The 25,964-nt window shown below is 38.2% G+C and carries 20 protein-coding genes; 7 read left to right on the top strand and 13 right to left on the bottom strand.

All coding sequences use genetic code 11. The features are described 5' to 3' along the window. Positions 1-2 precede the first annotated feature (2 nt). Together AC27IF_RS04060 and AC27IF_RS04065 are read left to right on the top strand one after the other, a co-directional pair. Positions 3-554, top strand: coding sequence for a zf-TFIIB domain-containing protein (locus tag AC27IF_RS04060; RefSeq protein ID WP_487052453.1), 552 nt, complete (start codon positions 3-5; stop codon positions 552-554). A gap of 22 nt (positions 555-576) precedes the next feature. Next, entirely contained in the window at positions 577-999 is a 423-nt protein-coding gene (locus AC27IF_RS04065) for a hypothetical protein (protein WP_487052454.1), read from the top strand. A gap of 60 nt (positions 1,000-1,059) precedes the next feature. On the opposite strand, the gene AC27IF_RS04070 is transcribed toward AC27IF_RS04065, so the two are convergent. The 8 genes from AC27IF_RS04070 to AC27IF_RS04105 form a co-directional block, all read right to left on the bottom strand. Continuing rightward, complete coding sequence (locus AC27IF_RS04070; protein WP_487052455.1) at positions 1,060-1,716, bottom strand: hypothetical protein; 657 nt, start codon at positions 1,714-1,716, stop codon at positions 1,060-1,062. Between the two features lies 1 nt (position 1,717). After that, entirely contained in the window at positions 1,718-2,221 is a 504-nt protein-coding gene (locus tag AC27IF_RS04075; protein WP_487052456.1) for an RNA polymerase sigma factor, read from the bottom strand. 342 nt (positions 2,222-2,563) lie between these two features. Next, entirely contained in the window at positions 2,564-3,103 is a 540-nt protein-coding gene (locus tag AC27IF_RS04080) for a cytochrome b (RefSeq protein ID WP_487052457.1), read from the bottom strand. Positions 3,104-3,185: 82 nt separating this feature from the next. Continuing rightward, complete coding sequence (locus AC27IF_RS04085; protein ID WP_487052458.1) at positions 3,186-4,454, bottom strand: sensor histidine kinase; 1,269 nt, start codon at positions 4,452-4,454, stop codon at positions 3,186-3,188. Between the two features lie 39 nt (positions 4,455-4,493). After that, positions 4,494-5,165, bottom strand: coding sequence for a response regulator transcription factor (locus AC27IF_RS04090; protein ID WP_487052459.1), 672 nt, complete (start codon positions 5,163-5,165; stop codon positions 4,494-4,496). A gap of 3 nt (positions 5,166-5,168) precedes the next feature. Next, positions 5,169-8,348, bottom strand: a complete 3,180-nt coding sequence (locus tag AC27IF_RS04095) for an efflux RND transporter permease subunit (RefSeq protein WP_487052460.1) — start codon at positions 8,346-8,348, stop codon at positions 5,169-5,171. Beyond that, on the bottom strand, positions 8,348-9,562 hold the full coding sequence (locus tag AC27IF_RS04100; RefSeq protein WP_487052461.1) for an efflux RND transporter periplasmic adaptor subunit: 1,215 nt from the start codon (positions 9,560-9,562) through the stop codon (positions 8,348-8,350). Before AC27IF_RS04100 ends, AC27IF_RS04095 begins: the two co-directional genes overlap by 1 nt. A gap of 3 nt (positions 9,563-9,565) precedes the next feature. Then, entirely contained in the window at positions 9,566-10,912 is a 1,347-nt protein-coding gene (locus AC27IF_RS04105; protein WP_487052462.1) for a TolC family protein, read from the bottom strand. A gap of 177 nt (positions 10,913-11,089) precedes the next feature. Here AC27IF_RS04105 and astB point away from each other — a divergent pair, with 177 nt between their 5' ends. Beyond that, positions 11,090-12,439 carry an N-succinylarginine dihydrolase gene (gene astB / locus AC27IF_RS04110; protein WP_487052463.1) on the top strand — a complete coding sequence of 450 codons (1,350 nt, stop codon included), beginning with the start codon at positions 11,090-11,092 and terminating at the stop codon, positions 12,437-12,439. Positions 12,440-12,504: 65 nt separating this feature from the next. On the opposite strand, the gene AC27IF_RS04115 is transcribed toward astB, so the two are convergent. From AC27IF_RS04115 to AC27IF_RS04135, 5 genes are all read right to left on the bottom strand, one after another. After that, positions 12,505-13,407 (bottom strand): hypothetical protein, encoded by a 903-nt coding sequence (locus AC27IF_RS04115; RefSeq protein WP_487052464.1) that lies wholly within the window; start codon positions 13,405-13,407, stop codon positions 12,505-12,507. A 414-nt stretch (positions 13,408-13,821) separates the two neighbouring features. Continuing rightward, positions 13,822-14,802, bottom strand: a complete 981-nt coding sequence (locus tag AC27IF_RS04120) for a YeiH family protein (RefSeq protein WP_487052465.1) — start codon at positions 14,800-14,802, stop codon at positions 13,822-13,824. Between the two features lie 17 nt (positions 14,803-14,819). Further along, positions 14,820-15,806, bottom strand: coding sequence for a TauD/TfdA family dioxygenase (locus AC27IF_RS04125; RefSeq protein WP_487052466.1), 987 nt, complete (start codon positions 15,804-15,806; stop codon positions 14,820-14,822). A gap of 11 nt (positions 15,807-15,817) precedes the next feature. Continuing rightward, positions 15,818-16,777 carry an aldo/keto reductase gene (locus AC27IF_RS04130; RefSeq protein ID WP_487052467.1) on the bottom strand — a complete coding sequence of 320 codons (960 nt, stop codon included), beginning with the start codon at positions 16,775-16,777 and terminating at the stop codon, positions 15,818-15,820. 224 nt (positions 16,778-17,001) lie between these two features. Further along, positions 17,002-17,751: a GntR family transcriptional regulator gene (locus AC27IF_RS04135; protein ID WP_487052468.1), complete on the bottom strand. Its 750-nt coding sequence runs from the start codon at positions 17,749-17,751 to the stop codon at positions 17,002-17,004. 311 nt (positions 17,752-18,062) lie between these two features. On the opposite strand from AC27IF_RS04135, the gene AC27IF_RS04140 reads away from it, so the two are divergent. The 4 genes from AC27IF_RS04140 to AC27IF_RS04155 all read left to right on the top strand — a co-directional run bounded on the left by AC27IF_RS04140 (position 18,063) and on the right by AC27IF_RS04155 (position 25,955). Continuing rightward, on the top strand, positions 18,063-20,138 hold the full coding sequence (locus tag AC27IF_RS04140; protein ID WP_487052469.1) for a glycoside hydrolase family 31 protein: 2,076 nt from the start codon (positions 18,063-18,065) through the stop codon (positions 20,136-20,138). A gap of 45 nt (positions 20,139-20,183) precedes the next feature. Then, complete coding sequence (locus tag AC27IF_RS04145) at positions 20,184-21,917, top strand: solute:sodium symporter family transporter (RefSeq protein WP_487052470.1); 1,734 nt, start codon at positions 20,184-20,186, stop codon at positions 21,915-21,917. 356 nt (positions 21,918-22,273) lie between these two features. Beyond that, positions 22,274-24,652 (top strand): TonB-dependent receptor, encoded by a 2,379-nt coding sequence (locus AC27IF_RS04150; protein WP_487052471.1) that lies wholly within the window; start codon positions 22,274-22,276, stop codon positions 24,650-24,652. A gap of 556 nt (positions 24,653-25,208) precedes the next feature. Further along, complete coding sequence (locus tag AC27IF_RS04155) at positions 25,209-25,955, top strand: sulfite exporter TauE/SafE family protein (protein ID WP_487052472.1); 747 nt, start codon at positions 25,209-25,211, stop codon at positions 25,953-25,955. The last annotated feature ends 9 nt before the right edge of the window (positions 25,956-25,964 follow it).

Raw genomic sequence — 25,964 nt, forward strand, 5'->3', positions numbered from 1 at the left:
ATATGAAATGTACCAGTTGTAAAAACGGTGATTTATTGCCGAGTGTTGTTGACGGGCAGTTTAGAGCGCATACATGCTCAAAATGCGAAGGAAATTGGATTTTAATTGAAGATTATGTTGCTTGGAAGGAGCGTAATCCAGAATTTGCGTTTGATGACAATATTTGTTGCGAAGTCGACGACACTAAGAAAGCATTATTGTGTCCAGTAACTGGTGCTATTATGCGTAAATTCAAAATTTCATCGTCTACTACTCACCGCATAGACTACAGCGCTAGTGTTGGCGGTGTATGGTTAGATAAAGGAGAATGGGAACTAATGAAAATAAAAGGGCTTGCTGGCTCTTTAAATGCAGTGCTAACAAATCATTGGCAACGGAATATACGTATCAATAGCACTAAAGAAAACTTTATTGATATTTATACCGACAAATTTGGTCAAGAGTCATATGATAAAGTTAAAGCGCTTAGAGAGTGGCTCACAAGCCAGCCTAATAAAGCGGATTTAAGAGCATACTTACTAGCCGAAGATCCTTATTCGGTAGAGAATACTTAACAAGAAGATTATAGAGGTAACTATGAAAGGAGCTGGTGGAACGTCTGGTGGATTAGGTCATTTTTTTATTGGCCTTATTATGATGTGCGGAGGTTTTTATTTGCTACTCAATGCGATAACGGTTACCTCGAGTTTTGGTATGGGAATGCGCTTATATGGCTTTTCAGCGATGGGAGGGCATTACAACATTACTAGCGGTATGGTGATGTTACCCTTTATCTTTGGTGTTGGGCTGATCTTTTATAATGGTAAAAACATCCTTGGATGGTTGTTAGCTATTGGCTCAATAACAGGCCTTATTTTTGGCGTAGTTTCCTCTATTCGCTTTAGCTTTAGAACTATGACGTCATTTGATTTAATCATTATTTTAGTATTAGCTTTTGGTGGCTTAGGCTTATTTCTTCGCTCATTGAAATCGTTAGACGAAAAATTACCTGACGCTTAAGTATTTATTATCATTGGCTGTTTAAAAACAAAAAATTATTAAGCAGCCTATCCCCATGCCCTATTTCGCATATTCCATCCGATTAATAAAATCAGCCATCTTGATTAAGCGTTCACCTAGGATTATTTCAATAACTTTTTTAACCCACTTGCGAGTGATATTTTGATAATTCAACTTAGTTAAAAACATGCTTGCTGCAACTAACATCAAACTTGAAGAGCCAAGATAAAACCAGATCATATTACTCGATAAATGTTGAGCTAAATCAACACTAAATAGTACATCGAAGCCCAAAAAAACATACGCCATATAAAACGGGGCAGACCATAAAAGTAATTTAGTTACTTGTAACTTATGTGAGCACAAATCAAGGATATGTTTTTGCAATGTCTTGATTGGCATTGAATAGTCCACACGATTGAGCAAAGCAATTTGACCAATATTCCCCGCTAGTCCAACGATAGCAAATATATTTAGAATAGCCGCTGAGATAGTTGCCGCTGTTAGCGCTAAATGATTAACAATATATTGTGATAGTGCCACAATAATTAGCAAGAATATGGTAGACTCAATAGCTCTAGCCCACTTCATATTTCGAAGTTCAACCATTTGTTTATTTACATTTATGCTAGTTAACAATGTTTGATTAATTTTAATGCTTTCATCATTATTACTGTCTTGATGCTGCCAAGTGTTTTTAAATTGATCTAAATCCATCTTAAAGCTCCTGCTGTTTAAATTGATTTTTTAACTTTTCTTTAATGCGCCCTATACGTGTCGCGACATTGGTTTTGCTGATACCTAAATTGTCAGCAATACTCTCATAACTTTCACCTTCCAAATAAAGCAACATAATGCCTTTATTTAACTTATCTAGCTGAGCTATAAATCCATATAGTTGCTTCACTTCGTCACTTCGGTCTTCTTCTGATAAATCTGAAATTTCAATCAAACATGCTTCTGATTCATTAGCTTTATCTTCTCGCTTACTGTCTTTTCGGTAGAAAGAGATGGCAATATTAAGGGCAATTCGATATATCCATGTTGAGAATTTAAATTCTGAATTATAGTTATCAAATGACAACCACATGGTCGTTAATATCTCTTGAGCCAAGTCCTGTCTATCATCATGATGCTGACAATATGAATTAACTACTTTATAAATAATGCCTTTATGCTGCTGCATCATTTGAGAGAATAACTGCTCTTTACTGATCGTCATGCAGAATAGTCCAAGCAAAAATCGATAAACGTTTTAGGTGTATTAATCTTAATGGTCAATGAGTTAAGGTGTTGTTGAAAGGCTGACATTTATACTCCCGCATCTCGTTAAATTAATTGTTCACTTAATTATTCGCAGCAAGTCAGAAATAGTCACAAAATAATTTATTTTTATATCTCAAGATACTATATCGATTGTTCATTGTTTGTGGAAATATCGAATACTAGCGTGTATAGAAGAAAGGAAATGGAAAATAGAAAGGATTAGAGAAAGGTAAAATCAGCATTGGCAGCTGATATGATAATTAGCACGCCAATGCCATGGCGTGCTATCAAGACAAGTTTATGACTTAAATGAAAACATTCTTCTCAATGTGTCATCTTTATCAATCACATGATGCTTAATTGCGCCAGCAGCATGTAAAACGATAGTAACAATAACTATCCAGACTAGCGTGCCATGAATGTTATGGCCGATAGAGGCTATCATTTCATTTACCGGCGCCGTTTTGTTGGTAATAGGATCTATATTTCTGGCCATTAATTCAATTCCGAACACAGCAATGCCTTTACCGCCAGCTCCTGACATCATCATGCCAGAAATAGGGTAAAGTACCGTGCTAATAATCAATCCCCAATGCACCAGTTTAGCGACAATAAGCTGAATAACGGGCGTATCAGCAATAGGTTGTGGCCAACCTTCTTTGATTCGCACGTAAATACGATATATCGCAAAAATTAAAACTAAAACGCCAAATGATTTATGCCACGGATATAAACCAAATGATTTAGTCTCTTCCATATAGATACCTATGGCTAACAGGCTGATCATACTCAGTGCAATAATGCTATGTAATACTTTAGTTTGTGTTGATAAGGTCATAATTTGCTCCCAAAACTATATTTACTGTTGAGTGTAAACGGCTATAGGTTAAATTTAGGTTAAATTTAGGTTAAAAAGCTAATTAAGTTTCACCATTAAATTTAACCGTAACGGTATAACCATTTATTAATTGATTGGCGCTATATTGCCAACCGAACTGTTTAGTGAGTTTTTCAACTAATTGCATACCTAGGCCGAAACCTAATTCATCATGACTTTGAGCGCCTTCTTCTTGCTCAAATTCAGTATTGGTAATAATAACTTTATTACCTGCTTGTATTATATCAACTTGTCCCTGTTGAGTGTGTTGAAAAGCGTTACGAAGTAAGTTATTTAGTACTATGATACTGGGTGTTAACGCGAGCTCAACGGCACTAGCATCGAGGGTAAAATTAACCGCAACATTTTTACCTGCAAGCAGGTAAGTTAACTCTTGTGCCCTACTTTCGATTAACTCTCCTAAATTAACCGACTCAAGAGGCATATCCGTTTCACCTTCACGGCTTAACCATAATAATGTCTCTGTCATTGATTTCATGGTTAAACTAGCTCGTTCTATTCTGTCCCTTACTAAGCGCTCTTTTTCAGAGGGCTCTGGGTTTATTTTTTCCAGTAAAGCGGTATTACTTCTCAACACAGCAATAGGTGTTCTCAGCTCATGACTGGCATAGCTTAAAAAGCGTTGCTCTCGCTTTACCGACTCAGCAACTGAAGCTAAATTTTCATGCATCAAACTAGCTAAACCGTTCAATTCTTTATATTTAAAGTCAGGAATATCATTATCTAAATCACTTACCTTAAGTTTTTTAGCCCACTGTTGTAATGACTCTACCGGCACAGCAATTTTTTTAAAGGTACTCAATAAGGTAAGAATAAATATAACAATGACTGAAATACCAACAATAAGCACCAGCACCATAGGATCAATGAAGAAAGGATCATTTTTTCGGTGTTTTTCCATACTCTCAGCAATATGCTCATTAAAACGAGACACAAACACTTGTCGCCCCTCATGCTCAACCACCATTAAAGAATAAGCTCGCCCTGGTGGGGCTATGTATATCCAATCTTCAAAAATGGAGTGGTGAACATTTTTTTCTTTAGGAATGTTTGGAAAGCGTTGACGCACAGCTTGCGGTACTTTTAACCAATCTGTTGTCGCATGAAAATTGAGTATCTTTTGCTCTACCTTGCCTGACTTAGGGTATTGCAAACCGATAGAATACATCATTCCTTCAGAGGCTAAATCAATGGCACTGACAAATAAGCGACCACTTTGATACGACAAAGCGATGGCAATAATTAATACTAAGGTGGTTAATAAGCTGAAGAGGTAAGTGCGAATACTCATAATTTTAAACCATATTTTAAACCATAATTATCAATGTCATTAATCTTGCCTTAACACAAAACCAAAGCCAGTTTCGGTATCCAAAGAGACATCAGCATTAACAAGCTCTAATTGCTTTCTTAAATGATGAATATGCACTTTCAAACTATTACTATCAGGTTGCTCTTCTCCCCAGACCGCTTGCATTAACGATAATCGAGAAACAGGTTTACCCACCTCTCGCATCAGCTTTTCTAATAACTTAAACGTAGTAGGTGTTAGCTTTATGAATTGATTGTCAAAGCTCGCGGCTTTAGCTTTAAGCTGTAAAACTAACTTACCCACACTTAAGTTACTCACCTGACCACTACGGCGTTTAGATAAGGCATTCACTCTCACCAGCAATTCTTCAATTTCAAAAGGTTTGACTAAGTAATCATCCGTACCGGCATCAAATCCCGCCACTTTATCATGTAAAGAATCACGGGCGGTTAACATTAAAATAGGCGTATCATCACTATTTTCTCTCACTTTTTGACAAACAGATAAACCGTCCAGTTTAGGTAGGTTTAAATCAAGAATAATAACTTGATAGTCATTCGCTTCAATTAATCCCAAGCCCTGCACACCATTTGCAGCGTGATCACAGTAAATATTTTCAAGCTCAAAGTAATCCACCACAGTGGCGGCCAAATCAATATCATCTTCTACTAGTAGTACATTGATACCCATAAGTTAAATCTCTAATGCTTTACTCGGTTGTGAGCTAAACTTTGCTTTTAATTTATCAATAGCTGTCAGGGCATCTTGATGCATCATTAGCAACGAAGGCACCAACAATAATGTGATAAAGGTGGCAAATAAAATACCATACCCTAAAGACGCCGCTGCCGGAATAATAAATTGTGCCTGTGGCGATGTTTCACTCAATAGCGGCATTAAGCCTGCGTAGGTAGTTATTGAGGTGAGTAACACCGCACGTAAACGGCCAGTACAAGCACTAAGCACTGCCTCAGCGACTTTCATACCCTCTTTTTTAAGGGCGTTAAATCGAGAAACCAATAGCAAGCTGTCATTGACCACCACACCGCTTAAGGCGACGATACCGTTAAATGATAGAATACTTAACACCATATCATTTAACCAATGTCCTAATATTGCCCCTACCAAACCAAATGGAATAGCCATCATGATGATCACAGGCTGCACATAAGAGCGCAGCGGAATAGCTAACAGAATATATATAGCAGCCATGGCCATCATAAATAAACGAGACATAGAGCCGGTCGTCTCTGCTTGTTGCTCTGCTTCGCCAGCAAAATGAATATTTAAATCAGGAAAGCGATTCTCTAGATTTGGTACTACAGATTGTCTTAACTGCGAAACTAGCTCATTTGATGAAATAATATCTTTATCAACTTGAGCACTAACATATACCGCTGGTAAACCTGAAATACGAGTAATTTCATTTTGTTGGTACTCTGGCGTTATCGTAGCCACAAGCGCTAACGGTACAACGTCTCCATTTGATAGTCTCACTTTAGCATTAAGTACATCATCAACCGTTTGACGTTCATTTTCAGGATAACGAATACGCACTTTAACTTCATCTTTACCGCGTTGGTAACGCTGAACTATTTCACCACCAAAAGCTTGCAATACTTGTCGAGACAAGCCTTGGGTGGTTAACCCTAATGATAGTCCTTGCTCAGTTAATGAAAAACGTAACTGTGCCTGACCTGAATCAAAATTATCATCAATACCGCTAACACCTGAAATTTGACTGATCGCCGCTTTAATTTCTTGACCTGCTTGAAGAATAGTATCGGTATTCCAAGCTTTTAACTCCACTTTAAAATTATCGCCGCTGGCAAAACCAGAACGAATATCGAGCTTGCGAGCTCCCTCTGGCATTTTGGCAAACTCTTTCCAAACTCGTGCAAATTCAGGTAATTGATAAGGTGAACTTTCATCTAGCTCAATCACCACAGAGCCAGTTGAGTCGCTTTCACCAATAACCTCTATCGTATCAATAGCGCTACCTTGCGCAGCATAGTCTGACATTAGCTGTTGGTCCGCCAAAATAGCAGCTTGTTCAATGGTAGCTAAATTTTTATTAGTTTGACCAAAGCTGGCGTCATTTTGCATAATCATATTCGCCTGAATCACATTGCCTGGAATTTCTGGAAAAAAAGCCGTACGGACACTGCCATTAGAGACCATACCGATCACAGAAATAAAAATAGCAATAAAGCCGAACAGAACAGCATAGCGATAATTAATAGCCCACTTTACCGCAGGAGTATAAATACGTTTGTTAAACCATTGTAAACTATTATCAGCTACTTCCTGAATACGCGGCCAAATATTCGCTAGGCCTTTTTTAGGTTTACGGTGGGTATTTAAATGCGCTAAATGTGCAGGTAATACTAATTTTGACTCCACTACAGACAGCAATAAACAAACGGTTACAACCACAGCAAACTGTGCGTAAACCGTCCCCATATTGCCTTCAACATTCGCTAAAGCAATAAACGTTGCCACCGTTGTTAGCACACCAAAAATAGTGGGAGTAGCAACTTTTTTAGTGCCTTCAATAGTGCTATTTAAGCTATCACCTTGCTCTTTACGCGTGGTATAAATACTTTCCCCTACCACCACAGCATCATCAACTACTATCCCGAGGGCGAGTATAAAACCAAAGGTAGTCATTTCATTAATCGTCATGCCAGTAAAGTTATCCGTCATGAAAAATAATGTGCCACAGAAAATAAAGGGCAAACCAGCTGTCACCCAAAAAGCGACACGCAAGTTTAAAAACAAAGCTAAAACAATAAACACTAAGGCAATACCGGATAAGGCATTTTTGACTAATAAGGCTAATCTATCACGAATTAAGGTACCGCCATCGTTCCATGTTTCCATGAAAATGTTTTGTGGTAGTAGAGCACTTTCTTGCCACTTAGCAACTATTTTATCAGCTTGTTCTACAATCTTAAGCACATCACCATTTTCATCAACATTGATTTCAACACCAATACCCGGTAAACCGTTATAACGACCAATAACAAAGACATCATCAGCAAAGTCATCGTTTATTTTAGCCACATCTCCTAAGCGGACATAACTGCCATCAGCCATAGTTAACAAAGGGATATTGGAAAATTCTTGTTGAGAGTATGCTTGTTCAGCTACTTTCAAGCTCATCACTTTATCAGCATTACGTAAGCTAGTTGAGATGGCGGTTGATGATTCATTATTCACAATAGTGGCGACATCAGTAAAAGATAAATTATAAGCTTGTAACTTTTGTTCATCTAGTTCAATTGACATCATGGGCTCAGCTTTACCATTAATTTCAACATTAGAAATTAATGGTTGTGCTAGAAGATCTGCTTTAAGACGCTCTGCAATTGCTTGTAAAGCAGCCCTGTCACTATCACCATAAATTTTAATAGAATACGCTTGTTGTAAACGTGTTTCTTCTTCAACCACGGGATTTTCAGCATCAGCGGGAAAATTATAAATAGCATCTACTTTCGCTTTAACATCACGTAGTAAGATATCTAGGTCATAACCAGATATCCCTTCAACCACCACAGAGCTACCATTGGCATTTGAGGTAGAAGTAATACGCTTGATACCTTGTACCGTCGCTAATGCCTCTTCTATTTTTATCGCAATCCCTTCTTCAGATAATTTGGCATCACCACTATCATAAGTCATCGAGATACGAATAGAGTCCGCAGGAAAAGGAGGAAAAGCTTCTTTGCGTAACTCATTAAATGACATAAGGCCTAGAAAAATTATCGACAGCATCAATAGATTAGCTGCAACAGAGTTACCAGCAAACCAAGCAATGATTCCACCTTGATTATAGTTTTGGCTTTGATTATGGTCGTTAGGAATTTTCATTACTCTGACTCCTGCTCGTGATGGCCGATAAGTGCAAGCTCTTTAACTGCTGTTTGCTCATCTTCAATCACCGCTTCAACCTTCATGTTAGCTAAGTAACTTGCTAATGGACGTTTAACGACACGCGCTTGTGTTTGAGTTGTTAATGGTTGCACATAAATATCATTGTCTTGTGAAAAGGCGAGACTCACAGGCAGATAGCTTAATAGACCATCTTCGCTAACTTGCCACACTTTATCATTATCAATTAATGCTGAAGCAGGTAATTTCCATAGCTTTGAGAGTGCTTGTCCTTCAATATTCGCTTTGACAAAAGTCCCTGGAAATAATGGACTTGCTTGTGCGATAGGATCATTTACCGTGGCAATAATTGCACGTTGCCTACTTTGACCATCAATATGCTGCTCAAATCGGTCAATGGTCGCTGGCCACTGATGCTGCCCAGTTTCATCCGTTAATAAAATATCGATATCTTTAAGCTGCTGAGGATCATTGTGCTTTATAGCTAACAGCTGCCATTGTTGAGTCGATAAAGGCAGAACCACTTCAAATAAGGCTATATCATACAGGCTGGCAACAATACTGCCTGATTGAATATTGCTACCCACTTGTACTTGTTTAGCCACAATTAAGGCATCAAATGGTGCAACAATTTTCGTTTGCGCTAAATCATATTCAGCTTTTTCTACCTGTTTCTGAGCTAAGACATGGTTGGCTTTTGCTACCGCAAGTTGTGGCTTCCTTAACACTAAATCTGACGCTTGCTCAGCTGCCAAACCAGAGTGTTGCCATTCTTGTGCTGCTTGCTCACTGTTTAACTGCTCTTGAGCTAGGGCAAGTTTAGCATCAGCCAATGTTGCATGTGCAACGGCTAACGCTTCTTGATAAACAATAGGCTCAATCTGAGCGAGTACTTCACCACGTTTGAAAGTATTACCGGTCAAAAATGTTGGCGATAAATAAATTAGCTTACCGCTAACTTGTGAAGTGAGTTCTAATTGATTTCTTGAGGTTACTTCTCCAAAGGCATACACTTTAGCTTGCTCTGATATAGGCTGCACTTGCGCTACCGAGACGATTGGATATTGTATAGGTGCTTTTATTGGCGGCTTTTGTTGCTGTTTTGCTGATAAGGCACCATTGACGGCAATGGCGATAAATATACTGGCAAACCCTGCTACGGTGATCAGTGTCGTTTTATTAAAAATTTGCATGGTTTAAACTCCTAATCCCAGGGCTAGCCCTAAGGTAATACGGTTTGTTAGCAGTTGATAAGTCAACTGCGTCACTTGTGCTTGTAATGAAAAGGTTTGCTTTTGAATTTGTAATAAATCAATTAACGAAGCGGTGCCATAACGATATCTTTCGGTATAAGTATCTTCACTACGCTTGGCGCTTGCTAAGGCTGATTCGGTTAACGCTAATCGCTCTTTAATCGCCTGCTCTTGTGCAATGGCGTTATCCACTTCATTCACTGCCCCTAATAAGGTTTCTTGAAAACCCCAGTAGCTTTTTTCTGCTGAAAACTTGGCTATTTCCACTTCACTGGTAAGTTTACCCGCGTTAAACAAAGGAGCAGATAACTGCCCTAAAACTTGCCAAGCACTACTGCCAAATAGGGCGTCATGTAGGTCATTACTTGAGCCGCCAACTGATGCATTTAAAGTCAGGTTTGGTAACAAGGCTTTATAAGCCACTTTATGCTGATATTGGCTAGCAATGATACTTTGATAAGCCTGCTGTAAATCAGGGCGACGTGCTAAATTTTGCGATTCAAGTTCATCTAATGGTAAAAGTACCTTTGGAAAATTTACTCGGTAGGTAACGTCATTAATGGTGAGTCCCGTCAGTAAAGATAAGTTTCGTTTAGCTTGCTGATACTGCGCTTGGTAATCCACTAAGGTTGCTTGGCTACTTTGGGTAGATGATTTGGCGGTATCAAGCTCACTTAATTCAATTAACCCTTTGCGATACCGATCAATAATAATTTTTTCATTGGTTTTTAAGGTGGCTACACGATCCGCTTCAATAGAGATTAATTGTGCATATTGCACTAAGCCTAAATACGCATTGATCACGTTTGCTGCTAATAAGTCTTTTGCTCCTTGAAAAGCATAAGCACTGGACATTAGGTTTGCTTGTTGAGCACTATTAGCATTAGCATATTGCTGCCAAATATCGATAGTCCAAGCAACATCTACACTAGGCTCATAGTTAGTCGACATGCCTTCTTGTTTATTAGCATTCAAACCAGCCGAAACACTCGGCCACTGTGAAGCACCTGTCACATTAAGCTGCTGCTCTGCGGTTTTTAAGGTTAATAGGGTTTGCTGCAAGCTAGGGTTATTGGCTAACGCAAGAGTAATTAACTCCTGTGCTTCTTCAATAACCATTAACTCTGACAAGGCAATAGTTGTCGACTCATCGTTAAAATCAATTTCAGTATTGGCAAGTTTTTTTATTTGTGCATTAGCTTTTTCATCATAGTGCACATCATCAAATGTTGAACAAGCACTTAAAAAACAAAGAGAAACCACAGCATAAAAGTGTAATGGAGACTTCACAGTTAACCTCTTATATCAAAATGTAACAACACTGTACTCCTTGGTGCGTTAAATTGAGGTTAAGAGGTCAGCAGATCTCAATAAAAAGTAATAGCACCCTTTTTACTTTTAATGCATATAATAGGTAAGACCAGATCGTGTCCGTAAATTGTTAAGTACTTTAGGAGTGACAATAAAATGAAATTTACAGAAGCCAATTTTGATGGTTTAGTGGGACCAACGCATAACTATGCCGGATTATCATTTGGCAATGTCGCCTCATCAAAAAATGCCAAAGATGCCTCGCACCCCAAACAAGCAGCTAAACAAGGCTTAAGAAAAATGAAAGCCCTGATGGATATGGGCATGATTCAAGGCGTGTTGGCGCCGCAAGAGCGACCAGATGTTTATGCGCTACGCCGTATTGGTTTTACTGGTTCTGATAGCGATGTTATTTCACAAGCCGAAGCGCAGGCTCCACATTTATTGCGCGCTTGTTGTAGTGCTTCAAGTATGTGGACAGCTAATGCTGCAACAGTATCGCCTAGCGCCGATACTGTGGATGGCAAAGTACACTTTACTCCGGCTAATTTAACCAATAAATATCATCGCTCTTTAGAGCCAGAAATTACCGGCAATATACTCAAAGCCATGTTTAATAATGAGCAGTATTTTGCTCATCATCAACACTTACCCGATAATGAACATTTTGGCGATGAAGGCGCCGCTAACCATACCCGTTTATGTGCCAATGGTGATTATGGCAAGTCAGGTGTTGAGCTTTTTGTTTACGGGCGTTACGCCTTTGACAGCAGTAAACCTGCACCACAAAAATTTCCTGCTCGCCAAACCTTTGAAGCCAGCCAAGCTGTTACGCGATTACATGGTCTTAACGATAAAAATATTGTTTTCATGCAGCAAAATCCTGACATTATCGACCAAGGCGTTTTTCATAATGATGTTATCGCGGTAGGTAATCAAAACGTTCTATTTTATCATGAGCAAGCATTTTTAAATCCTGATCAAGGGTTTGGTGAGATACAAGCAAAACTTGGGCAAAAAACACCCTTTCATTTTATTGAAGTGACCACTCAAGATGTACCAGTGCAAGATGCTGTATCAAGTTACTTATTCAATACCCAAGTAATCACCTTGCCTAATGGAGAAATGGCCATCATAGCGCCTACAGAATGTCAGGAAAATAGTGCTGTTTCAGCTTATTTAGAAAAGTTACTAACCTTGAATACCCCGATTAAGCAGGTGCATTTTTTCGACGTAAAACAAAGCATGAAAAACGGTGGTGGTCCCGCTTGTTTACGCTTGCGCGTTGCGCTTTCAGAGCAAGAGCTAGCCGCCGTAAATCCTAACGTCATCTTAACTGATAGTTTATTCACTACCTTAGATAACTGGATAGAGAAACATTATCGTGATGAGCTTTATACGAAGGATTTAGCCGATCCTCAATTGCTCATTGAATCAAGATCCGCTTTGGATGAATTAACACAAATTATTAACTTAGGCTCAGTGTATCGTTTTCAACAAGGTTAAATAATATACGCTTAGTAATGATAAAATTGCTAAGCTTTTTATTTTACCCTGACATTGTTCAAGCCTTATTCTGCTTTATCACTTAAGCAAAATAGACTTACATTTATGCCTTTGCACAGCCTCATATGCAAAAGTTTTTCTACTAAATAACTCTCTTTCTCAGGTAGATCTAAATAGATCTTAATACGATCATCATAATTTAATGATTTAATATCATTTCCCCAATATTTATCAACTAAGCGCTTTATTAAGCCGCTTTCTTTAGCATTAATCATCGCACGAGTAATAATATCTTTATATTTAGCACCGGCATTGGGCCCGGTTTTACTCAAATAAAAACGAAAATCTCGATCATAAATAAACAATAATTTATCTTCAATTTTTAATTCTGGATTTAGTTTCGCTTCTAAAATAATCTCATTAGCACCACGAGCAAAATAATCAAAGCCTCTCCCTTTGTCTAACATTTTAAAAATGGATGACCACCTACCTTCAAACTCTTGATACTTCAGCATATTAGTTTGCCAAACTTTAGCATCAAACCATTTAACCCCCATGCCAGCAGTTAAGCCTAGCTCTCTAAAATCACCAAGGTTTTTTACTTGATCATAAAGTACTTGATCTTCTTTTTTAATCAAAAGGATCCTTTGACCAATCAAGCCATCAGTGAGATCTACGGCTATAGGAATGTAGCGCTCATTTCTCTCTTCTGTTTCGAGCATCCAATAAATTGAAGTTACGCCTGCGTCTAAGTAACGTTTTATTCTTAATTGAGGAATATCACTAACGGTGAATACTGGAGTATGGCCAATATCCTTAATCGCAAGAGTCAGGAGCTCGTGATAAAACAGGTGCTGTTTTGGGGTATCGCTCACCTTTGAAATTTCTAATCGTACTTCTTTAGATAATGCATTGGGAACAAAGATTAAAATACTCTGTATGAAGAAAAAATATTTAACCCACTTCAAGATATCTAACCTGCCTTTTATTTAATTATGAGACTTATGAAGCTATCCAAAAATACTGGTCAGATTCGAAACTTGAGGTGGCCACAAGTTATTAAAGAATACATCTTTAAAAAAACATATTTATATTATTGTTAAGTATAGTGCAGTCTAAGTAATTTCTCGATAAATCAACAATATCTGTTTACCTTTGATACTAGTACAAATATTCGGTTTTGTGTTAATAAAACATTAAAAATCTTGGTTTATATCATTCGCATAAATATAAATGCTAAGTGCATATTCAACGAAGGTGAAGGTATTTAGCGATGTTATTTAAAGGAATAAAATTGCTGAATTACTGGTGGTGTTGCTAACGACAAAGGTATAAAGGGCAGTAAAAAATGCCCTTTAATACCAAAATATTGAGGAAGTAGCCTATAAAATGAAAATAGCAGCCAAGATGAAGCCCGCTATCCAAAGTGTTTCCATCACCATTAAAAATATCGGCAACATACCCACTGAGGTTAATTTCGATAAGTTTGACTTCATGCCTATTGCAGCAATTGAAATAATTAATGCAAAACGCGATATTTCAGTGGCTGTATTAGTTACCATTTCAGGAAGTTCAATCATTGAGTTCAACATCATTAATACAACAAACGCGATTAAGAAGCCTGGAATTTTTGCGGCTTTAGCACCCGTAGTATCTACAGCGCTATAGCGTTTGATCACAACTAACATGATTAACACCACCGGCATTAACATACTGACACGCACTAGCTTTACTAAGGTTGCTGTATTACCGGTTTCTTCAGAGATAGAAAAGCCAGCACCTACGACTTGTGCAACATCATGAATGGTGCCTCCTAAAAACAAACCAGCGCTATTACTATCAAGACCGAAATACGTTGCTACTATGGGGTAAGCAATCATAGCGATGGTTGAAAGCGACGTGACACCAATTACCGTCAATAAGGTATCGCGCTCTTTATCTTTGTAATCGGGCAAAACAGCAGTAATAGCCATGGCAGCAGAAGCACCACAAATGGCAACAGAGCCACCAGTGAGTGCCCCAAAGCTTTTTTTCAACCCCGTCACTTTTGCCAATATTAAGCCAAGTACAATGGTTGAAAGAATAGCGAGGGCTAATAAAACAATCGCTTGCCACCCTAGAGTAAACAAGTCATCCAAGGCAATACGTAGCCCTAATAAAGCAACACCGACTCTTAACACATGACAAGCTGTAAACTCTATTCCCAATTTACATGATGTTTCTTCATATAAAAATGACAATGCTATGCCTAACAATAAGGCGAATAGCATGGCTGGCGCTCCGTAGTGCTCACTTAAAAACAGTGCAGCTAAGCCTGTAATAACAGCAATGCTGGCGCCAGGTAAGTAACTTTTTAACGTCATGTGTTAACTTCTCTTGATTATTTTTTACCTGAGGCGCCAAGTACAACAAGTACTTTTCGTTTTCGTTCTCCCTCAAAAGGGCGACGACCATGTTTAGCGATATTATTATCAACAATAGCAACATCGCCATCTTGCCAAGCAATATCATATGTTACCTGCTCGGCTTCTGCAGCAATTGTTTCTAAATATGCTTTAGTAAAGTGACTGTCATCACCATAACACAGTGCAGAGGTAGGGTTGTCTCTCACGCCTGACCAGCCCATAAAGGCAGCAATAATCTGGTTGAAAAATACTTTACGGCCATCCGACAAAGTTTTGATAGCCGGTAAAGCTGCGGTTTGTGCTTTTAATGAGCCATCTTCTAACCATTGCCACGAATAGCCTAGGGCTGTCAATTTCTCTTCTGCTTGAGCAACGTTTTCAACCGTTAAAGTACTGCGCCAACTACGGCCTTGCCCTGATTCAGGTTTATCTTCAGCGGGCATTAATGTTGTATATTTAACGCCAACTTCTTCAAGCTTATTGGTTAGCTCAGGCTCAACTTTCATCAAGTTTTGGTAAATAAAATCAGAGCGACAAATAGCAGTTTCACCGCCTTTATCTGCTGCTTGCTCACAAAACAATGAGATTTTAGCCGGATAAATAGGCGTTTGAGCCATTTCATTATGCAGATATATTTCGACATGTTTTGGTGCTTCATTGGCAGTAAAAACATATTCGGTATGATTAATGCGAACCGCGTTTGATAAAGACTCTTTATAAGTAAAGTTTGGATAGCCAAATGATGAGAAAAACTCATCATATGTTTGAGCACTTGTTATTGGAAAACCTCTAAAAAGTAAGGCTCCCGTACAAAACAGCTCTTTTTCTAAAGCGTCAATATTGGTTTTTACAAATGCCGTCGCTTGCTCAACAGTGCTAATGCTACCATCATTGACAATAATGGTAGGGAATTCACTTTTATCAAATTTTAAATCAGCGATCATGTTACTAATATAGGGCATTCCTTTATCTCCTAATCATAAATGGGGTAAAATTTATTAAATGCCGCTTCGCAAAATTCACCCGGATCATTAAATCTTCTATTTTGATTCAGCGCTGAGATAGCATCCATTTCTTGAGACGATAATTCAAAATCAAAGATAGCAATATTTTCTTTTAGTCTTTCCAACTTGGTGCTTTTAGGAATAATGGCACAACCACGTTGTACCCCCCAACGTAGAACAATTTGCGCAGGCGTTTTATCTAAACGCTCTGCTGCCGCTAATACCACACTTTGAGTTAATACTGATTCAAGTGCATCAGCCATTTGTAGCTCTAGGTACGACAATGCTCCTAAAGGAGAAAACGTAGTAACGGCAATACCATAACTTTTTGCTAAACGAATAAGCTTTTCTTGTGTTAAATAAGGGTGTGATTCTATTTGTAATGCTGCAGGTTTGATCTTGGCGTATGCCATCAAATCATTAAGCAAGCCAGAGCTGTAATTACAAACACCAATTTCTTTCACTAATCCCGCTTCAACTAAAGACTCCATCGCTTGCCATGTTTCATGCAATGGTACCGGCTCTATTAACATAGCAGCGTCTTCTGCTGTTGTATCAAATAACCATTCAGGTGGGTATCTCTCTTCAAAAGGCACGAAAGGTTGTGCAATCGGAAAATGAATCAAGTATGAGTCAAGGTAATCTAGATTAAGATCTTTCAAACTTTTCTCAAGCGCTAACTTAACGTGCTCTTTTTTATGGTAAGTATTCCAAAGCTTAGAGGTTACCCAAAGGTCTTCGCGTTTACATAAACCTTCACTGATCGCTTTTGCAATCCCCTGACCCACTTCTATTTCATTACCATAATCACAAGCACTGTCTAAATGGCGATATCCTATTTTGATCGCGTTATAGACAACATCTGCACACTGCTCTTTGGATATTTTCCATAACCCTAAACCAACTGGGGGAATGTTACGTTCAGCCATTGTAAACCTCATCATTAAATAAATTGTAAAATTCTATTTTTATATCTTATATAAGACACAAGTTTTGTCAATGTGATTCTTGAGATTAAATTTAATTTAGTTAATCAACACTCAGCAGAGGCTGATGTGTATCGAGCAGAATTATATGAACAATAAGATTGAGATATTTATAAAAAAAAAGCCTTCATAAAATGAAGGCTTTTTTTAATCAACTATTTTCAACATCAATCAAACTTAACTAAATAATGGTAATTATCTGAACGACAACGAGTTTGTCGATATTCAATCAATTGACCCGTTAACGATTTAGCTAAGCGCGTGAACTGTAATAGAGGCTCTGTAGGCTTGATACCTAATGATTTTGCATCTTCTTTTGTCGGTAGTATTGCTTTAATGCAATCGGAAATATCCTGCACCGTATGCTGATAGTTGGTTTGATAAAAATGATAAAGGGTATGCGGTATTTCTGATTCTTCCATCATGCCGGCAAAGTATTTTTCAGGTAAGTAAATGTCTTCTAAAATACACAGTTCGTCATCAATTTTACGACGGCGTGATAAAACTATGACTTTTTCACCCTTCTTCAGTTGTAAGTTCTCTAGCACTTCACCTTGAGCCACTTCAGCTTTACGTGAAATGGTTTCAGACATTGGCAATTCAGGTTTTTTACCATCAGCTACTATGGGAAAAAAACGATATAGCGCTTGTTGGCCTGTATGCTCAGATACAAACGTTCCTACCCCTTGCCTACGATATAAAATCTTAGCGTCGGTTAGCGCACTTAACGCTTTTCGAACGGTTCCTTGGCTTACATTAAATTCTTCCGCCAGCTGAAATTCATTAGGGAGAATTTCACCTACCTTCCAACGTTGTTCAACAATTAATTGTTTAACATATTCTTCAACTTGCTTATATAAAGGCAAATAGGCTGGGCTACTAGCACTTAACTTACTATGAAATTTTGTATTATTCATTTTACTGTTCAGGTACTCTTCTTTAAAAAGAAAAATGTTCATTAATCCAATAACAACATAGATACGCTACTGAGCAACAGAATGCAAGATAATAAACATTAAGCTACTGGTTATTATACTAATCGGATTAACTATATTTACAATCTACATGCGTTAATTTTAGTGACTTCATGCAAATTAAACTTTCCAAGATAAGACTTTTGTCCAAACCTTTATACTAATAAATGATTGACAGTACGCTGATAAAGTTAGTACCTTAAGTCTTATATAAGATAGCATTTTAAATTTTTAGCACTCAATGGAGTTTGTACATGTCCTCACTTTCAGTCTCTACACCTAACTGGAACGATATTCCCCAACTTTCAATTACGGGCGATGCTCAACTCTCCTCAGATAACACCGTTTTATTAACGACTGAGCATGGTGTTATTAATATTTCGATGCTTACTAATGGGGTTAGATTTCAAATAGGTAAACCGAGAGTATTTGATTATCGCATGTTAAAGGTAAGCCCAAAAGCGCAAGCGATAACCCTAGAGTCAGCTGAGAATACTAGCATTATTAACAGCGAGAAGTTTCGATTAGTCGTCACACATAATCCATTTAGTTTCAAGTTATATGAAGGTGAAGAACTCATTCAAGCCAGCCCCAATGATGGCCATTTTGTTAGGCAATATCGACTACCACCTTTGGCAAAAATTTCCGAAGGTTGGTTAATGTCATTTGAGCTAGGCTCAAGTGAGCCTGTTTATGGCCTTGGTGAAAAATGGGGGAAATTAGACAAACGTGGACAATTTATCCGCTCTTTTAACCATGATGCCTTAGGGGTAAATGCAGAAATATCTTATAAAAACACGCCTTTTGCATGGAGTCCGCAGGGTTGGGGAGTTTTTGTCCATACGCCATCACCTGTTACCCATAGTGTTGGTTACGCACCGTGGTCACAACGTGCTTATGGTTTACTTGTTGAAGATGATGTTTTAGATCTGTTTCTTTTAAAAGAAGACAATGGCGCTAACATGTTAAACGCTTATACCGAACTCACTGGTAAAGCACCAACACCGCCAGATTGGAGCTTAGGCGTTATTTTATCTAAAGCTTACTATAAAGATGTTGATGAGCTAATGGCCACTGCCGAAGCGGTTCGTGAAAATAAAATGCCTTGTGATGTCATCACCCTAGATGGTAGAGCATGGCAAGATACTGACACTCGCTTTGCCTTTGAGTGGGATAAAACTCGCTATAAAGATCCTGCCGCTGTTTTAGCCAAACTAAAAGCAATGAACTTTAAAATTTGTATCTGGGAATATCCCATGATCTCAGTGGAGAATCCGCTGTTTAAAGAGCTCGCTGAGAAAGGTTGGTTAATAAAAGATAAACGTACTGGCGAAGCATTCCAATATGATTGGGACATGAGCGCCTTTGGTGAAGTACTCACCCCTTTACCAAAATCAGGCATTTTAGATTTTACCCACCCAGATGCTTATCTATTTTGGCGTGATAGCCATAAACCTTTGTTTGATATCGGCGTAGATATGATCAAAGCAGACTTTGGCGAGCAAATAGAAGATGAAAACATGGTCGCTTCAAATGGCGAAAGTGGTTCATCTTTACATAATGTTTATACCTTACTTTATAACCGCTGTGTTTACGAAGCAGCAAAGCTATACAGCAAAAATGGTCCTTTCTTATTTAGCCGTTCAAGTTGGACAGGCTCACAATGTTACCCTGCTCAATGGGGTGGCGATCCACAAGCTGATTGGGGCGGTTTAGCGGCAAGTTTACGCGGTGGACTTTCTTGGGGACTTTCAGGGGCGCCATTTTATGCTACCGACGTTGGCGGTTTTTATAAAGATACCCGTGATGCCGAACTCTTTGTCCGTTGGATCCAAAGTAGTGTCTTTTCAGCACACATGAGATTACATGGTATAGGTCAAAGAGAACCATGGAGTTATGGTGAAGAAGCTGAGTTAGCCGCGAATAAAGCGTTAAAGCTGCGTTATAAACTTTTACCTTACCTGAAAAGAACCATGCTACAAGCTAGTGAAACTGCGTTACCGGTACAAAGAGCCATGGTGTTAGCCTTCCCTGAGGATAGAGCGGCATGGCATTTTGAAGATCAATATATGTTTGGTGATGATTTATTGATTGTTCCTTGCCTTCAACCGGGCGGTCATGTTGAATTCTACTTACCAAAAGGTCAATGGCGCTTATTTGAAGATGACAAAGAGTTTGAAGGAGGACAAGTTCATAAACTTACTCTTAAACTTGATGAGCAGGCGGTATTTGTCAGAGTTGGTATACAAATTCCACTGGGTGAAAGTGTTGAGCACACCGAGCAATTAGACAATATTGAAAACATTACTGGCTACTGGCCAGCACAATAATAATTAAAATAAAGCTATACTTTAAGAACGACGGAGCCTGATTACATGCCAATAGAGCAACTGATTACCACCTTATTATCTTGTATTTTTTTTATGGGGCTGGTCGCATGGTATTCCTATAGCAAAACTAAAGGCGAAGTCGACTCCAAGGATGGTTACTTTCTAGCAGGCCGTGGCCTAACCGGTACTTTTATCGCTGGCTCAATGCTATTAACTAACCTTTCTGCAGAGCAATTGATAGGCCTTAATGGCTCTGCTTATATGTACAACTTAAGCGCCATGGCATGGGAAGTAACTGCGGGTATCGCCACCATTATTATGGCGTTAGTTTTTTTACCACGTTACCTTTCAGGGGCTTTCACCACCCTACCTGAATTTTTGAAGTCTCGTTTTGATGATTCCGTCAGGCGCATGACTGTCGTACTTTTCATGGTGGGTTATGGCTTAGTCACTATTCCTTCAATTCTGTATTCTGGCTCTGTCGCCGTATTAATGCTTTTTGATATTCCGACCTTACTCAATGTTAATTATGAACTAGCCTTAGTAATCACCATCGTTTCTGTCGGTAGTATTGGTGCACTTTACGCTATTTTTGGTGGTCTTAAAGCGGTTGCTGTATCTGATACATTAAATGGAGCCGGTTTGTTAATAATAGGTATTTTAGTACCTGTGTTAGGTTTTTCGTTACTCGGTGGTGGCGATATTATGGCGGGTATTGATACCGTTATGACCACACATACTGAAAAATTGAATGCCATCGGTGCACCCGATGATCCCGTGCCATTTGGTACCATTTTTACCGGCATGATTTTCGCTAATTTATTCTATTGGTGTACCAATCAATATGTTATTCAGCGTACGCTAGGAGCTAAAAATTTAGCCGAAGGCCAAAAAGGTGTCTTACTTTCAGGTTACTTTAAATTATTAATCCCTTTTCTAATGATGCTACCAGGCATTATTGCGTTTCATTTATATCAAGGTGATAGCTTACCTTCATTTGATTTAGCTTACCCTATGCTAGTTAAAGATGTACTACCAGTATATTTGTCTGGTTTTTTCTTAGCCGTATTACTAGGTACGGTGTTCAGCTCATTTAACTCTTTACTTAATAGTGCTGCCACTTTGTTTTGTTTAGACATATACATGCCAATGAAAAAAGATAAAGTGTCTGATAAAGAGCTGATTAAGGTGGCCAAAATTGCCAGTGTAGTTATTGCCTTATTCTCATTTATTGTTGCGCCTATATTGATGTTTGCCCCTGAAGGGCTATGGCAAATAATCCGTATTTTTACCGGTTTTTATAATATTCCTGTAATTACTATCGTCTTAGTCGGTTTTTTCACTTCTCATGTACCAGCGGTTGCAGCAAAAGTGGTAATTGTTTTCCATGTCATCACTTATGCTTTATTAAAATTCATCATTGATATCGACGTTAATTTTATCCATATTTACGCCATATTATTTACTGTAGAAACCGCTATTATGTTAACTATTGGTAAGTTCTACCCTCGTGTCAGTCATCAAATATACACCAAAAGTAACCTAGTCAATTTAACCCCATGGAAATATGCATTGCCAGTGGCTATTAACTTAGTCGCCTGCATTGTGATGTTATATGTACTGTTTTCTCCTATTGGATTAGTAAACGGTTTAAGCCCTTCATTTTGGGCAATAATCTTTGCCATTATGGTGGTAAATATCATCTTATGCTTCATGTCACTAGAAGTGTGGAAAAAGAAATACGAGCATGATTTAGAAGAAGCTAACCATATTGGATGACCATATTCGACAGTTGAAATCGAATTCCGTATGCATAAGACAGGTAACCCGACCTCTAAACAACAAATAACATATTGTTTTACTTGAACTAAATAAAGACATGTGTCTTATATAAGATATTAGTTGTAATATAATGGTCATATGTGTATTGTAAATCTGGGCTGTCGTTATTTTCTACAACCCTAAAGTTAAAATAAAAAATTCTAATGGTATTCATTTTTTATCGACTAAAGTGAATACATAAAGAATACATAACAACAAGTGATGGTATCGACTGAAGTTTAACTTTATGTTGAATACTAAAGAAAAATATAAAAACATTAACATAACAACATAACCACATGTACGGGGGAAATATGTCAATAAAACGAAGTAAACTCTCACTAGCAATAGTGTCGTCATTGGCAATAACATCATTCGCAAATACTGCAACTGCACAAGAGGCCGAAGTTAAAGATGATGGTCTTGAAAAAATTACAGTCACCGCACAAAAGCGTACGGAAAGTCTTTCAGAGATTCCGGTCGCCGTTTCTGTTATAAGCAGTGATCAAATTGATAACGCTTTTACAGGTAGCTTTGAAGGCTTACAAAGCTTAGTTCCTTCAGTAAGCTTTAAGAAAGGTACTACAAGCCGTAACTCAGCAATCACTGTACGTGGTATTGGTACTATTTCATTTAGTGTTGCTGCTGAGCCAAGTGTTTCCACCGTTGTTGATGGTGTGGTATTAGGTCGTTCTGGACAAGCATTTACCGATCTTTATGACTTAGAGCGCGTTGAAGTTTTACGTGGACCACAAGGAACTTTATTCGGTAAAAATGCCTCTGCTGGTGTGGTGAATATCACCACCAAAAGACCACACGGCGATACCGAAGGTATGATTGAAGCAACCATGTTCCAAGGTAATGAATATCGCTTACGTGGTAAAATTCAGGGTGAAATCTCTGATAAAGCTGCCGGTAGCATAGTTGTTACACAGTCAGCTTATGACGGTAACTTATATAACGTTTACAATAATGAAAATGTAAACGGCTATGACAAGCAAGGCTTTCGTGCCATGTTAGATTACGAAGCCTCTGATGATACGCAAGTGTTATTCATCTTTGAAAGCGCTGAATCAAATGATGATTGTTGTGCTGATATTGAAGGTTTACCTAGTGGTCGTAACCCTGATTCAGAAGCTGCGCCAAACAGTAATGGTATTGTTGATGGCGTTGCCGATTTCGATTTAAATCAGCGTAAAGTCGATCATGACTTTGAGTCTCGTACTCAAGATAACACTACTGCTTTCTCTATTCAGGTGGATCAAGATTTAGGCGATTACGCGTTAACCTCAATTACCGCTTATCGTGAATGGGAAAACATTGAGTACCGTGAAGGTGACTTTACCTCTATTGCTGGTGATTCAACAGAGCCGGTATTTGGTGTACCTTTCCAATTACACGATGTAGGTCCACAAACTTGGCGCCAATTTTCACAAGAAGTCAGAATAGCCTCACCTGTTGGCGATGCGCTTGATTGGCAAGCGGGTGCCTTTTTCTGGAAAATGGACTCTGATCGTAACTTTACCCGTGACGCTAGTTGTCAAAACAACAATGGCCAGTTAAATGATAATATTGGCTATTACCTTGAGCAACAAGGTGTTACTGATCCAACCGATCAAGAAATAGAAGATTTTATTGCCAGTGAAGGTATTACCTGTAACGCCAATGATATTGTTAGCGCTACTGCCTACATGAAAACTGAATTTGTAAACTGGGCGTTATTTGCTGATGGTAAATATCACATCTCTGATGACTTTAGATTATTGTTTGGCTTTAGATATACTGATGATGAAATAAGCTATTCACACAACCGTTATAACAATGACCAATATGGTCGTAAAGGTGTCGGTGTTCGTGAAGCTTCACTTAATACAGATTATGACGGTAGTGCTAGCAATACCAACACTTCAATTAAGTTAGGCGCACAGTATGACTTTGATGATTTAGGTATGGTATACGGTACTTACTCTCAAGGTTATAAAGGCCCAGGCTTTAATGTTTTCTACAATATGTCTGATAATGACACCTTACCTATTGATGAAGAAACGTCTGATGCATATGAGCTAGGTTATAAATTCGCTTCTCATGACTTCATGTTTAACGCGTCAATATTTAGAACAGAAATTGAAGGTTTCCAAGCCAACAACTTTGATGATTCTAGCGGCGTTACTATCACTCGTTTAACTAATGCCGGTAATGTCTCAACCCAAGGTATTGAATTTGATTTTGCTTGGTTAGTGACTGATGATTTAACTTTATCAGGTGGTTTCGCTAAGATTGATGCCGAAATTGATGAGTTCTACTGTCCTGTTGGTGAAGCGTGTACAGATCGCTCTGGTTTAGACGTACCTTATTCTCCAGACTTGAAATACTCACTTACAGCAGATTATGTTACTGAGTTAACATCAATGGATATCTTCTGGAATGCAACGTATGTCTACACTGACGAGCAAGTAGCTACTTTACCGAGTAACACCGGTGAATTTAGCCCTGCTGTTCAATTACCTGATTACGGCTTATTAAATGCCAGTGTTGCGTTCTCATTCAACGATGATGAATACCGCATCACATTAATAGGTAAGAACTTAACGGATGAACAGTACTTTACTAGTTACAGTGGTGATGGTTTCCGTTATCAAGTACCTAGAGATGCCGACCGTTACTTCGGTGCACAATTTAGAATGAACTTCTAAACATTATTGATACATGTTTTATTAGCTGTCGAAAGGCAGCTTTTTTTTGCCTAAAATACCTTGTATTTGTCAATTTTTCCTACCTATAAAATAGATCAGCTCATTAATGAAACGGGTATTATACCAATCCATCTAAAGAAGTGACCACTTAGAACGACATGGGCGATATGAGAACAAACAAAATATGTTTAGATATAGTTGTTCTACATCAAACAAATTTTGTGCCTTTATCATGATGCCCATACGTTCCCGAAGGGCGAGCTTTAAAGGCTTATATGCTGCGTTATTGATTTTAACAATAGAATAACTATTATTTGCAATCAATGCCTTGCCTCTAAACCTTTAAATTCTCGCTAAACGATCACTTTCTTAAATGGAATGGTATTAAACTCATCCGCTAAAACTTGTTTTACATCAATAAGGAAAACTCAATACTATTTATCATTACTGTTTTATATAAGACACAACACCTTGCTTCTCATTGATTAAATAAAATAGAAAATTATTTAAAAAAAGCATGAGTTGAAACTGTTTTAGACACTACTGATTGGTTTCTATGATATTTGACAGTAATGAATTACTCCTGATGTTTTTCATCGCACTCGGCAGTTATATCCAAGCCACAACGGGCTTTGCTTTTGGCTTAATTGTTATGGCTGGTGCGACCGCACTCAACTTGTGTTCAATTGAGAGCAGCGCATTTATTATCAGTATCTTAGGGTTAGTGAACTGTTTTTTTAGCTTGCGAGGTAATCAAAAAAGTCACATAGATATAACTGTGCTATTTAAAATTATCTTGCCATGTATACCAGCCACTATTGCAGGGGTTTGGTTATTAAGCTATTTAGGTAACGAGCAGTGGCAATTATTAAAGACACTACTGGGTGTCATTATCATTGGCAGTAGTGTCATGATGTTATTAAAGCCGCACTATAGTGAACAAAAATCTTCAAATTCAACTTTGATGTTTACCGGATTGCTATCTGGATTTATGGGGGGAATATACGCAACATTTGGACCGCCCGTCACCTACATTATGTATCGGCAACCCGTAAATCAAGACGTGATCAGAGCAACACTATTAGCTTTATTCACCTTAACGGGGTTAGTACGAGTGAGCATCATTATCAGCACTGAGCCAATTGAATACTCACTATTATTACTTTGCGCAATCACTGCCCCCATAGTTATCTTAACCACTATAGTTGCCAAGAAATATCACTCTTTATGGTCTAATGATGCCGTGAAAAAGCTCGCATTTACCTTATTATTTATCTCAGGTATTGCTTTAATATTTGGCTAAGTTAATTTT

The organism is Colwellia sp. KS18-150 (genome assembly GCF_057551365.1).